This window comes from Mesorhizobium sp. WSM4829 (genome assembly GCF_055811475.1).
Genome location: NZ_JBVVQJ010000005.1, coordinates 167,422 through 180,386, shown reverse-complemented (window position 1 = coordinate 180,386; position 12,965 = coordinate 167,422). Strand labels below are relative to the sequence as shown.

Here is a 12,965-nt window from a genome sequence, read left to right as displayed (position 1 = left end):
GGCTGGCGAGGACCCCGGCGCGACAGAACTAGCGGTGACCGTAGCCACCATTGCTTTCGATGTCGGCGTCGATCTCGTCGACCGCCGCGTCAAGCGTGTCGGCCACGTCGGCGCCATTGGCGATATCGGCCAGTGCCTTGGTGAAGACCTTGGCCTGGACCACGTAGCCCGGGGTGACCGGGCGCACCAGGGCTTGTGCCTTGGAGAGGTCGAAGAACACCGCGAGCGGGCCGCCATCCTTGTAGTTCTTCGTCATCTGCGCCGCCGAGGGCGTCGGCGGGATCAGGCCGATGCCGTCGGAGAAGGCGGCCAGGTACTTGTCCTGCGCGGCGAACTTGATGAACTCGGCAGCGCCTTCCGGATGTTTTGACTTGGCCGATACGCCGAATTGCCAAGATCCCGCGCCGATCTTGTTGCCGGCGCCGAAATCGGGGGCTGGAAGGAAGACAACGTCATCCACGGCTTCCATCGTTGCCACCGCGCGCCAGTTGCCGTTCCACTGGAAGGCGAACTTGCCGCCGATGAAACCAGTCTGCTGATCGGCCGGGTCCTCACTGGTGCCAGGCGCATAGCCTCCGGTGAACAATGATTGCCACCACTTGCCGAACGCCTGCGCAGCCTCGCCGTTCAGGGCGCCTTCCGCGGTCTTGTAGGTCGAACGGTCGACAATGTCGCCGCCGAAGCTCTGCAGGAACGGCGAGAAGGCGTAGGAATACCACTCGGCCTGGTCGTTCATGCCGAGATCAAGGGCGAATTCATACTTGCCGGAGGCCTTGGCGGCGTCGAGCGCGGCCATGAATTCCTCGCGCGACCAAGGCTTGTCGAGGGTCGGGGTGCGCAAGCCCAATTCATCCAGCGTCGATTGGCGTGCAAAAAGCGCCACCGCCGCCTCCCACAGACCGACCGAATAGAGCTTGCCATCCCACACGCCTTTGGCGCCGGGCAGGAAGTCGGCGAACTCGCTCTCGTCGATCGGCAGCGGCTGCAGATAGCCGGCCCAGGCCCAATTGGGCATGACAGGCCCGTCCACATCCAGGATGTCGGGCAGGTTGCCCGCCAGGGCCGCCGCCGCGACGGAATCGTTGTAGCTCTTCTCGGGGAAGCTCTCGATGGTCACCGTCCAGTCGGACTGGCTGGTGTTGAAGTCGGAAATGATCTGGTTGAGGATTCGCGACTCCACCTCATTGCCGGCGCCGTGATACCACATGGTCAACTTGGTCTGCGCTAGCGCGGGCGCACACAGACAGGTCGACGCGATCACCACACCGGCAAGGTGTTTTGTCAGGTTCATCGGTTATTCCTCCCTTTCGACTTTAAGGTCGCCGGCTGGATCCAAGGTCGAGGCCGCCAGGACAGCGGGCCGGGAAGCCAGCGCTCAGTTTCGGGTCGGCCGCTACGGGCCCTTGATGGGGTCCAGCAATGTTCGCGGAAGCCGGACGCATTTGCAATTGCGCAGTTTTACTAATCGGAGCAGGAGGTCGACGGCGATTTCCCCTCGTCAGTTCGCGGGCCACTGAGATAGCAGTTCACCTAGGACGATTTTGTCGTCCGTCAACTTTCTCCCGGCCGCGTTCAATGTGCAGCCTGAGCGATTCCAAGGGTAGACAGCGCCTTGTGATGTGTCCCCGGCTGCCTGGCGAATCGCATGAACCGGGTCATGGCAAACCTTGCGATGAGGCGGAAGTTCGAAGCGTAGGCGGCTCCGAAGCGGTGGTAATTTTGTACGGGAAGCGGGTATTGGTGGGCGATGCAGGGATTGAACCTGCGACCCCACCCGTGTGAAGGGTGTGCTCTCCCGCTGAGCTAATCGCCCGCTCGTTGCCCGAAGGCCAAGCGCGCCGCGATATAAGGGAGGCCGGCCGGGGAAGTCAAGGCGATGTGCTGGCGTTCCGACGAAGACCGAATGCAACCCCGCCGGGAGCGGTCCGGTCGCCGTCGCGCTCAGTGCCCGGCAGCGGCAATCAGGCGTTCGGCCAGACCAAGCGTCAGCGCATCGAAATGCGAGATCACCGCCGACGGTTCGAATTCGCGCACATGGCGGTCGGTGTAGCCGAAATCCACTGCCACCACGGGAATGCCGGCCGCCTTCGCCGTATCGATGTCGGTCTGCGAATCACCGACCATCAGCGCGCGGTGCGGATCGCCGCCGGCCAGCAAAATGGTTTCGGTCAGATGGCGCGGGTCGGGCTTGCGGAACGCAAACGTGTCCTGACCGCAAATCGCAGCGAAATGCTTCGCCAGGCCGAGCGCCTCGATCAGCGCCACCGAGTTGGCTTCGTATTTGTTCGTGCAGACGGCCAGGAGATAGCCGGCTGCCTCGAATCGGGCGATCGCCTCGACGACGCCGGGGTAGGGGCGCGATTTGCCCGGGATGTTGTCGGTGTAATGATCGAGGAACAGTTTTAGCAATCGGTCGTGTTCCTCCACCACCAGCGATCTCTGCTGCGCGGCGTGCGCGCGCTCGATCATCACCCGGCCGCCATGGCCGACGAAGCGCTTGAAGCCGGCCTCGTCGACGGCTGCGAGTTCGCTGGCGGCAAGGCTGTGGTTGAGGCTGTCGAGCAGGTCCGGCGCTGTGTCGACCAGCGTCCCGTCGAGGTCGAACACGATGATCGGTCGGGTCATGGCATGTCCTGTGACGATTGCGCTGCCGGCAGGCGATAGCCGCTGCAGCCTATCCAGGCAAGCCGTGCCAGCTCAATCCACAGGGCAAAGTCTTTGACCGGACGGGCAAAGGTGCTAGGAGCGCCGAAACAAGCGAAATCCGGGGCAAAGCATGGATGCGAGGCAACTGAAGGTCGAGGCCGCGCGGGCGGCACTTGCCCATGTCAGCGATGGCATGCGGCTTGGCATCGGCACCGGCTCGACGGCCGACGAGTTCGTGCGGCTGCTCGCCGAAAAGGTCGCCACCGGACTTACCATTATCGGCGTGCCGACCTCGGAGCGCACCGCCATCCTCTGCGGCGAGCTTGGCGTGCCGCTGTCGACGCTCGAAGAAACGCCCGAGCTCGACCTTACCATCGACGGCGCCGACGAGATCGATCCGGAGCTGACATTGATCAAGGGCGGCGGCGGTGCGCTGCTGCGCGAAAAGATCGTGGCGGCGGCTTCCGCCCGCATGATCGTCATTGCCGACCGTTCGAAGATGGTCGAGACGCTCGGCCGTTTTCCACTGCCGATCGAGGTCAACCCGTTCGGCCTGCGTGCCACTGAAATCGCGGTCGCCGCGGCAGCCGGAAGGCTCGGCCTTTCCGGCCCCGTCACATTGAGGATGACGGCAAGCCAGCCTTTTGTTACAGACGGCGGCCATTTTATCCTCGATGCATCTTTTGGCCGCATTCCGGATACAAGAGCGCTTTCGAATGCTCTCCATGCCATTCCGGGCGTGGTCGAGCATGGTCTTTTCATCGGGCTGGCATCAGCGGCCATCATAGCCGGCGACGGCGTCCAAACCGTCCATGCCGCCCGAAAACCAGGGAGTTCTACCGATCATGACGTTGCATAACCGGGTTCGCCGTTTTTCTGCAATTCTGGCAGCTTCAGCCGTCTTTGCGTTTTCATCACCGGCGTTCTCGCAGGACGTCAACGAAGGGCATCTTAAGGCAGCCCGCGCCGCAGTCGCGGCGATCGACGCGACGGACCCGTTCGACAACATCCTGCCGCAGGCCGCCGCCGCGCTTCAGCAGCAGCTTATTCAAAAGAACCCGGACATGCAGGAGCTGATCGGCAGAACGGTTAGCGAAAAGGCTCTGGCGCTGGCCTCGCGCCGCGCCGATCTCGAGAAGGAAGCGGCCCTGGCCTATGCCAAGGTATTTTCTGAAAAAGAGCTTACCGAAATCGCCGCTTTCTACAATTCCGATACCGGCAAGAAACTGCTCGACAGCGGCCAGGCCGTGACGCGTGAGCTGCTCAAGGCCGCCGAGATATGGCAGAACGGCCTCGCCCGCGATCTCGCCCAGCAGGTCGGCGAAACGCTGGCCGCGGCGGCAAAGGCCGCAGCACCGGCAAATGCCGCGGCTCCTGCTGATGGCACGCAGCCGGAAGCACCGAAGAACTGAGCCTGTTTCCGGCGGCGTCATCGCTGCTGGACCGGAAAGCCCGCCTCCGTTGCGCGTCCGACAGGATGGGCTGCGTCCGGGCTTTTCTTTTGGCGGTTTGCAGCCTACCTGTCTCAGACATTTTTGAAGGGCAAGGAGCCGCGCCATGGCCGTCTATGACTACGATCTTTTCGTCATCGGCGGCGGCTCCGGCGGGGTGAGGGCGGCGCGCATGGCGGCGGCACTCGGCAAGCGCGTCGGCATTGCCGAGGAATACCGCTATGGCGGCACCTGCGTCATCCGCGGCTGCGTGCCGAAGAAGCTCTATGTCTATGCCTCGCAATTTCCCGAGCACTTTGCCGACGCCGCCGGTTACGGCTGGACCGTGCCGCAGGCGAGCTTCGACTGGCAGAAATTGGTTGCCAACAAGGATCGCGAGATCAGCCGGCTGGAAGCCATCTACAGGAAAAATGTCCAAGGCGCCGGCGGCGAGACGTTTCAGTCACGCGCCATGCTGATCGATCCGCATGCGGTGCATCTTCTCGGCGAGGACCGCACCGTCACCGCCGACCAGATTCTCATCGCCACCGGCGGCCGCCCGGCACCGCACCCGGCTCTGCCCGGCCATGAGCATTGTATCTTTTCCAACGAGGCCTTCGATCTCAAGGAATTGCCTGACGCGATCATGATCGAGGGCGGCGGCTATATTGCCGTCGAATTCGCCAACATCTTTCACGGCCTCGGCGTCGACACAACGCTGGTCTATCGCGGCAAGGAGATCCTCTCCCGCTTCGACATGGATCTCAGGCGCATGCTGCACGAGACGATGGAAAAGAAGGGGATAAAAATCCTCTGCCATGCCGTATCCGAATGGGTCAGGAAGCGTCCGGACGGGCGCCTCGACGCAGTCGTCACCGGCGGCAAAGTGCTGACGGTCGATCAGGTCATGCTCGCCATCGGGCGTCTCCCCAACACCGAAAACATGGGGCTTGAGGGCGTCGGCATCGAGATGACCAGGACCGGCGCTATCCATGTCGATCAATATTCGCGCACCAGCATCGACAACATCTGGGCGATCGGTGACGTCACCAACCGCGTGCAACTGACGCCAGTGGCGATCCATGAGGCGATGTGTTTCGTCGAGACCGCCTTCAAGGGCAACCCGACCGCGCCCGACCATGAAACGATCGCCACCGCGGTATTCTCGCAGCCCGAGATCGGCACGGTCGGCCTGTCGGAAGACGAGGCCATAAAGCGTTTTGCCGACGTTGAGGTCTACCGCGCCAGCTTCCGGCCGATGCGCAACACGCTGTCGGGCCGCGACGAAACGATGCTGATGAAGCTGGTGGTCGACGGCGCCTCGAAAAAGGTGCTCGGCGCCCATATCCTCGGGCCTGATGCCGGCGAGATGGCGCAGCTTCTCGGCATTCCGCTGAAGGCCGGGCTGACCAAGGATGACTTCGATCGCACGATGGCCGTGCACCCGACCGCGGCGGAAGAACTCGTCACCATGTACAAGCCGACCTACCGGGTGAGGGACGGCGAGCGCGCCTGACGTTTTTCCCGTATCGTCACCAATGATGCATCTATGCACCAAGGCAATGGTGCAGCGCCACTCGACCGCAAATTTTGAATTGTCAAACAGCCCCTCCAAATGGCCATACTTGACAGACCCGAAAGTTATTCAGGTTCGACTGCGCTCAGAATTTCACCGCGGCACCCGTTTGGGCCTTTCCCGGCACGTTTGCCCCGTCGCCCTGAAGAGCCAGCCTACTCGCGCTGAATGCCTTCATATAGGGGCCGACATCGCTGATAATTTGTTCGATCCAATCCCGGTCAGTAGTCGGATAGCCCGCCTTTACGCTGCGGGAAGCATCGAAGGAGAACTCGGCGGTGAAGACCGGTCCGCATTTGGCGAGTTGCTGATTCGAAGGATCGAGCGGGTTCACCATCGCCATCGGCAGCATGGCGTCGGGTACCGGGCGACCATCCGGCAACGCGAGATTTGCGGGGACGCCATTCTCGCGCCAGGAGGCGCCAAGAGCGGGACGCGCGCCGCCATGGTCGAAGTATCCCTGGCAGTCATTGCCAGCAGGTGTGGACCAGAAATTGCGCACGCCGGCCTCGATCGTTCTCGTGATTGGGGTGCCATATTTGCTCCGCAACCCTTCGATCACCTCAGTCTCCGGCATTTGTTCCGGATCCAGATAGATTCGACGCCAAGCGGCGAGTACTCGTCCTTCGACGGCTGGCGCATCATCGAAGATAGCGACGAATTCGCGCTCGTCGGCCGAAATGAAAAGCTTGCCCGACGTCGCGGGCGTGATTGATCCAGTCGGCTGGGCACCCGGACTGGCGCGCATTCCCGTGAGTACCCGCCCAACCCGCATGTGCCTCTGAATGATCGCTTCAGCCTCGTCAAAGGATATGCCAAGTTGGATGCCGATCATATCGGGTCCATAGGCCTCCCCCGCCTCAGGCTTGCGCAGAATTTCGGCGGATTTCTTCTCAAACTTTCGAAGAAGGCCGGAAAGCGTCGCCGCCGGATCGGCTGACAGCCGGGCGATTTCCCGGCCGCTCGCATCGCGATAGGCGACTTCGACAAGATCGGCGTCCATGCGGATGAACGTCTCTGCTGGTGTCTGATCCTTCGATGCCCCTCCCGAAAACAGGTGCGCGGCCACATCGTCGGGCAGGAGGTCGAGATAGTTTGGCTTGGTGTCGACGGGCGCGATGGCGTTGATCTGGAGCGTGACCTCAGCGCTCAGTTTCTCCGCTTTCCCCAATGGCGGGGGTACCGGCAGGGAAGCTTCCGTGACGGCGAATATCTTCATTGGATCGGCATCAGGCCCGGAACCAACTTCACAGCCGACCTGATGAACGAAGGATGATGCCACCGGCTCAAGGCCAAGAGCCGCCACGCGCAACTCGTCTTCCACGCCCCAAGACCCTACTCCGTTCATCGCGAGCCCCTTCTGAGCGATCGCGGCCCCTAATCCCCTCCCAACGCGGAATCTGTCATCCTGTGTCAATGCATCGGATAAGCAGGCCAAACTCTGCCAGCCGGCGAACTCGACGCCAGGGCTACGCTCCACGTCAGCCTTGATTGTAAGCCGGATCGGAAACGCGGGAATGCGGGCGCGGGCCCAAGCAGCGAGATCCGGAAACAAGGCGCGTGCTTCCTCCGTGCCAGGAAGGCGCTTGCCTTCGACGAAGAACCGACCGCCAAACAGCTCACCTTTCTGTTCCAGGTGCCAGCGCTGAATGACCAGCCTCTCGAAGCCGTCATCCGCCTGGGTCGGATCAAGCGCGGCCGCAACGAGCGTATTGGTCAAGCCGCCAGAAAGGGCGACGGGAGCATCGAACAGCGCCGCGCCGGCGGGCGAGGCGGGCGCATCAACCGAAAAGCCGCCATCCAGCCGGGGAACGGCTTCAAAGGTCTGGCGCGCGATCTCGACGCCTTGCTCCTCCAGAGTCAGGGATATCGGCTCGAGATGAAGAAGCAGCGCCTTGCTTGCTTCGGCGCTGACCGATTGCCGCGGACCGGTCTTGAAAACGGCTTTCCACAGCAGCCTGCGGCCAGCAAACGGAAGCATGGTCTCGCCGTCCACGTCGAGGACATAGAAATCAGGCCGATTGGGCAGTGTGAGAAGCAGATTGTCGAAGCCGCCGACGCTTACAACCTGGTCGGATTGCAGCCCGATCGCCGCGATAGCACCGGAGTAGATTCCGGGACCTCCGTTGGCTTTCAGCGCTTGAAAAGTATAATGCCCGTCGCGATCGATGCTTCCATTCGTATAGTCGCCAACAAGTTCGATTTCGTCGGGTAAACCAGCCACGTAGGCTATCGCCCAGCGCTTGAAGGCGATGGAAACCGCGCCATCCTCACCGTTGCCGAAAAACGGACGCCGCGCGTTGTCGTGGGAAAGAACCTCTTTCGATTTCCCGGGCCGACTCCAGAACTCCCTGTCGCGCTGCGCGACCAGTTCCACCAAACGTGCCCATACCTTTTCGGGCGCGTTCTCGCCGGCTTCGCCAACGATCCTGAGGTTAAGATAGAACTCGTCCAGCGGCGCAGGCGACGCGACCACGAGCCGTTCGGGGATATCTCCCGATGAGAAAGAGTCGATCGGCTTGGTCACCGGGAAATCATAAAGCTTTCGCGTCAGATCGAGATTGTGGAGGCTGATGGCCTTGAGACTGAACTCCAAGCGCGCGGTTTTCGGGTCGAAGGAAGCAAATTCAAGCACCGTAACTCGGCGCACCGTACGTTGCCCGGTCGCCGCAGGCATGGGAGAGTTGTGTTCCGCATAAGGCCAGGAGTTCACTTCAGCAATGAAATCGCGCGCCGCGCCCGCGCTTTTCATAGGCAGAAATGGCTCCGGCCACTCGAAATTGGGAAAGAAAGAAACGTTCAGCCAGGTGGGGACATCCCTGCTCAGATCGACTGCGATGCTCGAGGGTTGCCCCATCGACCCGAACTGGTTGCTGTACCCACCGACAGGGAATGCCGTCTTCGCCTCGTCGTAGAGGCCAAGCGCAATGTCATCGACGAAGGCAATGGTCAGCGGCAGCTTCGGCGCAAGCGCCAGCACCATCTTTCCATACTTGTCGTGGAAGCTTCGCCTGGCCTCGGCGGTGGCGAATTCGTCCGCGCCGAGCCAGATGAGCCTGTCGCCGGCGCACTCATAGGGACGGGCGAACTGCCCAATGAACTCAGGGGTGAAAAGCGCGCGAACGACCGTGCACTCATTCTGCTCAAGAAACTGAGGCATTGTTCCGAGCTTGACCAGGGTCATGAAAACGGGGAAGGAAGCCCGATCGGCAGGGCCGAACAACGGGATACCATTGAAGTCATCGAAGCTTATGCTCTGGATGCCCGCCGGAAGGCTGCGCAGAGCGGCAAGATCGGCGGTTTGGGAAGACGGCGAGCCGCTCGCGTTAGCTTCCTGCCCGAGGACCGGGCTTGCCGCGGCCGCCAGCGCAGAGAGCCGCTCACTGTATGCTTGCGTCAGGCACGCGCTGTCGGAACCACAGCGATCACGTTGCGCCATAAAATCTCTTTGCGCACTACGGGCCGCGTCAGTTTCCGACTCGTTGACGGTTGCGAAAAGCGCGGCTTCAAAATCCGCCGACATTTTCGCGTCGAGCTGGCTCAATTCAGCCGATTCGCAAATCGCCTGTTCAGGGGGTGTTCTCGCGCGAGCGCAGTCGAAACTCGGTCCCCGCCCGGCCTCGACGGACGTGGGTCCCGCCGCCAGTTCGATCCATCGCCCGTGAGCCCAGCCGGCGCGACAGGATCCGGTGTATCCCGAGCCTTCGGTGCCGCAATCCTCGCGGCCGTAGATGATCCCGACCCAGTCGCCGCGCTGGTCGCAGAGCCACACCGATTCTCCGTTGTGAAGGCGGTCCAGCATGCGGTGGCTTGTTCCCGGCCCGGCCCTTACGGCCAGGAACCCGTCGCCTCCGGGTTTCAAGCCCCTTACGATGCCACTGCTGCAGTTTGCTATTTGACCGTCGCCGGCCGCGATGGTCGCTGGCCCATCTGGCTGCATAAGCTGCTGCTGCGCCGAGGCCCGAAGGCCGAGCTTGCAGCGACGGAATTGTGCTCCAAATATGGACCTGATCTCGTCGGACTCCTCCGGCACTCCCTCCTCGAGCACCATAGGGCCCTCAGCTCCAAAGGGGGGCGGGGCAGCTACGAAGGCGAAGTTCCGTCCGGGCCGCTTGCTCGTCGGGAGCCAGACGCGGTTGCCGTCGGCCTTTACGCCGCCATACCAAGTGCGGCTCGCGTTAATCCCGGTATATCGGTAGGTCTTGCCGCCGACGGTGATTGCGATGCTGTTCGCGGCCATCTCGATCTTCGGCGCATTTGTGTCGCTGCATCGTGTGCTCCACCTGCCCAGGAACTCTCCCGGCACCTCGTCTGCCAGAGCTAGACCAGGCGCGCCGACGAATAGGCCGACGACGACAATCCCGAAAGTCCGGAGCAGGGCTGTTGCTAAGCGCCCTTCCCATCGCCCCTTTTGGGCGTCATTGGCGGTCGGGTGCGATTCTGCCGGCGCCAGACCAGAATTCCATCTGCGCATCACCATCCCCGTGCTGAAGCCGGAAAATGGAAATAACCAAGGCCCTGGGGCAAATGCCCGCTTGCGGGGTGTCGTCTACTCCAAATTCGGTAGCAACCGTTGCTGGTGGCCATCGCGGCACGCCTCGGTCATTCCCAAGCTAATCAGCTATTCTCACATGCCTCCGGTTCGGGGCACAGCTGCTCAATGGGTTTAGCGTGCCGATGGCAAACGCTACCATTCGGAGTAGATCGATCGACTCAGACCTCCTCCAGGAAATGGGCATCGCTACCTTGTCATGGCTTCACCGGTCGCGCGGGCTTCGCACGCGAGACAGGCTCTGCACGAGCGCCTTTGCAATGGTGCAGCGCCACTCGATCGCAATTTTAGTTCACCAATCCGATGCGGGTCAGGCCCGAGGGCATGCTTTTGCGCGACATGCATCATTTCTGCCTGATGCGGCGCGGGAAGCGCAGCCATCTTTCCTCGACCGGCCTTGTTTCCGCGACTGGCCTGGGGTGCGCGAGGATGGTGGTGAGCTCGACCGGCAGGCTCGGCGCCAGCGGCTTTTTGGTCGCGACGCCGTCCGCGATGGCAACGATGCTGTGGTAGAATTCGGCGCCTGAAAGCGACCTTGGCGGCACCGCCTCGTGCATGATCGAGATCACCGTGACATCTGGACAATTGTCCTTGATCGCTTGATGGAAGGCAATCTTACCTTCCGGATCGAGCGCCCCGGTCGCCTCGTCGAGGAATAGCAGCCCCGGCTGCTGCAGCACGATACGAGCGACAACCAGCTTCTGTTTCTGGCCGCCCGAAAGCACCTGGTCCCAGCTCATTCCGTCACGGCTTTCATCGGCCATGTGTTCGATGAAATCGCCGAGGCCGGCTTTGTGCAGAGCCGATGCGACCTGCGGGTCGGTGTGATCGCGCTCTGAACCGGGCAGGCAGACCAGTTGCTTCAGCGAGACCTGCTGCAGCTTGACCTCCTGGGCGGCGTAGAAACTTTCGACCCCTTCCGGGAAGACGATGGAGCCGCGGCCATAGGGCCACAGACCGTTGATAGCCTTGATCAGCGATGTCTTGCCGCAGCCGGATTCGCCCTTCAGGAACGTCCATTCGCCACGCCGGAAGCGCAAATTCGCAGCACTCAGGAAGGGCGTGGCGTCCTCGCCCTGATGGCTCAGCTCGAGTTTCTGAATGGTCAAGCCGAAAACCGGGTTCTGACGGTCGTAGCGGAAATCGGAACAGCCGGTGAGACTGTAGAATTCCTGCGGGTGCTGGACGTTTTCGATCGCGTTGGCGAGTTCGGTCACGCGTTGGCTGTTGGCGCGCAGCGCCGCAATGGAAGGCATGACATGGATGAACCACGAACATTGACCGATGAGCGAGTTGACCATCTCGGAGCCGGTTATGTAGCCCTTGAGGTCGAAACGGTTGTGGATGTACGGCACCAGGCCCGGCGCATAGGCGACAATGCGGGCGCCGATGAAAGTGTAGACCAGCTCGAAAGAACGATAGCTGGTGTTGACGATGTTCAGCCTTGCCCAGGTGCGGTCGATGTCGACATAAAGCCGGTCGTGCATGGTCCTCTGCACATTCTCGCCCTGGGAGGCGGCGACGTGGAAACTGCGGCGCAGGAACGTGGTCAGCTCGCCGCGATAACTGCCTTCGGATTGCTGCATCCGGATGTTGAGCCGTTCCAGCAACCTGCCGAGCTTCACCGCGATCCAGGTGTTCAGCGGCACGTAAATGGCGACCGCCAGGAAAGCCAGGACCGCGCTGCCATAGCTGCCGAGGAACTCCAGCCCTTTCACCTCTGCCGAGGTTTCAAGCAGTTTCTGGCCGACGAAAAACAGCGATGTGGCGACAGCCATGACCCCCATGGCGAGGCCGATGGCTCCGCCGGTCATGTCCTTGATCGATTCTTGAACGCGCTGGTCGATGTTGTCGGGAGCAGCAGCGCCGGAGGAACCGTGCTGGGCATGGAAATGCGTGTGATTGGTGTCGAGAAGCGCTGCGTTGAAACGGCTGTCCAGCCAACCGCGCCATTTGCGATGCAGTGTCGCGGAAACAAAAGTGCGGATGCCGGTAAAGCCCGCGTCCTTGAGCACGACCAGAAGGATGAGCACGCCGGCGTTGGTGAGCAGCGATGCGAGCGGCGTGGTGTTTGCGGCATCGTGGTAGAAGGCGATCGAGTTGACCAGTTCCCCGGACGCTTCGGCGAACCAGACGCCAGCCTTGCTGGACAACGCGGTAAACAGCGCGATGACCAGCGTCAGCGTCCAGGCCTCCACCCAGCGGTCCGAGAACCAGTAGGCCCGCATCAGTCCCCAGAAGCTGCGCATCGAGGAAACCGGTGTCAGGAGCGGCGACCTTGCGGCGCCGCGGAGGTATTTTTCCGATATTGAATGTCGATCTGGTCTGCCGACCCGAATCACAATCCCGCCCAAACCTCTTTTAGTTTTGTTACAGACAGTAACACCAATTGATCATTTTCAATTATCTTTTCTCGGGCTTGTGGAGGATTGAACCCCTGGCCGTTGCCATTAAGCAACAGCGGCAACGCGATGCGATGCTGCTCTCGACGCAGATTATCTCTATCATTTCAAGAAGTTGCTGCTTCACGTATGCAAGCGTCAGCATCTTCCCCAAGGGAAAGCTTTTGCACAGTTTTGTGAGGCAAGAGCGTGGTCGATCGGCCGATTTTTAAGCTGCGGAAGACGAATCGACGCAAAGATACGCCGTCATCCTTGTTGCCTTATCGACCTGGCAGCAGCCGGAAAGTGACCGGAGGGGCGTTGGCCCGGAGGGCGTTGGCTGCTGTGGCAATGTCGCCAAACGCGCCTATGGAAGGACG

Annotated in this window: 7 protein-coding genes and 1 tRNA gene; 3 read left to right on the top strand and 5 right to left on the bottom strand. The window is 61.6% G+C overall.

Annotated features, from left to right (window positions below; all coding sequences use genetic code 11):
- Nucleotides 1–28: 28 nt before the first annotated feature.
- The 3 genes from AC0L17_RS07300 to AC0L17_RS07290 all read right to left on the bottom strand — a co-directional run bounded on the left by AC0L17_RS07300 (nucleotide 29) and on the right by AC0L17_RS07290 (nucleotide 2,625).
- Entirely contained in the window at nucleotides 29–1,291 is a 1,263-nt protein-coding gene (locus tag AC0L17_RS07300; RefSeq protein WP_473515314.1) for an ABC transporter substrate-binding protein, read from the bottom strand.
- Between the two features lie 447 nt (nucleotides 1,292–1,738).
- Nucleotides 1,739–1,813, bottom strand: a tRNA-Val gene (locus AC0L17_RS07295).
- A 128-nt stretch (nucleotides 1,814–1,941) separates the two neighbouring features.
- Entirely contained in the window at nucleotides 1,942–2,625 is a 684-nt protein-coding gene (locus AC0L17_RS07290) for a phosphoglycolate phosphatase (RefSeq protein ID WP_473493218.1), read from the bottom strand.
- Between the two features lie 151 nt (nucleotides 2,626–2,776).
- Here AC0L17_RS07290 and rpiA point away from each other — a divergent pair, with 151 nt between their 5' ends.
- From rpiA to gor, 3 genes are all read left to right on the top strand, one after another.
- A complete protein-coding gene (gene rpiA, locus AC0L17_RS07285) occupies nucleotides 2,777–3,505 on the top strand; it encodes a ribose-5-phosphate isomerase RpiA (protein ID WP_473515313.1) in 729 nt (242 codons plus the stop codon).
- Nucleotides 3,492–4,058, top strand: a complete 567-nt coding sequence (locus AC0L17_RS07280) for a DUF2059 domain-containing protein (RefSeq protein WP_473493217.1) — start codon at nucleotides 3,492–3,494, stop codon at nucleotides 4,056–4,058. Before rpiA ends, AC0L17_RS07280 begins: the two co-directional genes overlap by 14 nt.
- A 145-nt stretch (nucleotides 4,059–4,203) precedes the next feature.
- Nucleotides 4,204–5,592, top strand: coding sequence for a glutathione-disulfide reductase (gene gor / locus AC0L17_RS07275; RefSeq protein WP_473515312.1), 1,389 nt, complete (start codon nucleotides 4,204–4,206; stop codon nucleotides 5,590–5,592).
- Between the two features lie 145 nt (nucleotides 5,593–5,737).
- On the opposite strand, the gene AC0L17_RS07270 is transcribed toward gor, so the two are convergent.
- Both AC0L17_RS07270 and AC0L17_RS07265 read right to left on the bottom strand, forming a co-directional pair.
- Nucleotides 5,738–10,126 carry a hypothetical protein gene (locus AC0L17_RS07270; protein ID WP_473515311.1) on the bottom strand — a complete coding sequence of 1,463 codons (4,389 nt, stop codon included), beginning with the start codon at nucleotides 10,124–10,126 and terminating at the stop codon, nucleotides 5,738–5,740.
- 422 nt (nucleotides 10,127–10,548) lie between these two features.
- Nucleotides 10,549–12,453 carry an ABC transporter ATP-binding protein/permease gene (locus AC0L17_RS07265; RefSeq protein ID WP_473515310.1) on the bottom strand — a complete coding sequence of 635 codons (1,905 nt, stop codon included), beginning with the start codon at nucleotides 12,451–12,453 and terminating at the stop codon, nucleotides 10,549–10,551.
- Nucleotides 12,454–12,965 lie beyond the last annotated feature (512 nt).

Coding starts and splice junctions, on each gene's coding strand:
- AC0L17_RS07290 (WP_473493218.1), bottom strand. CDS start 2,625: ATGACCCGACCGATCATCGTGTTCGACCTCGACGGGACGCTGGTCGAC.
- gor (WP_473515312.1), top strand. CDS start 4,204: ATGGCCGTCTATGACTACGATCTTTTCGTCATCGGCGGCGGCTCCGGC.
- AC0L17_RS07280 (WP_473493217.1), top strand. CDS start 3,492: ATGACGTTGCATAACCGGGTTCGCCGTTTTTCTGCAATTCTGGCAGCT.
- AC0L17_RS07265 (WP_473515310.1), bottom strand. CDS start 12,453: ATGCGCAGCTTCTGGGGACTGATGCGGGCCTACTGGTTCTCGGACCGC.
- AC0L17_RS07270 (WP_473515311.1), bottom strand. CDS start 10,126: ATGCGCAGATGGAATTCTGGTCTGGCGCCGGCAGAATCGCACCCGACC.
- rpiA (WP_473515313.1), top strand. CDS start 2,777: ATGGATGCGAGGCAACTGAAGGTCGAGGCCGCGCGGGCGGCACTTGCC.
- AC0L17_RS07300 (WP_473515314.1), bottom strand. CDS start 1,291: ATGAACCTGACAAAACACCTTGCCGGTGTGGTGATCGCGTCGACCTGT.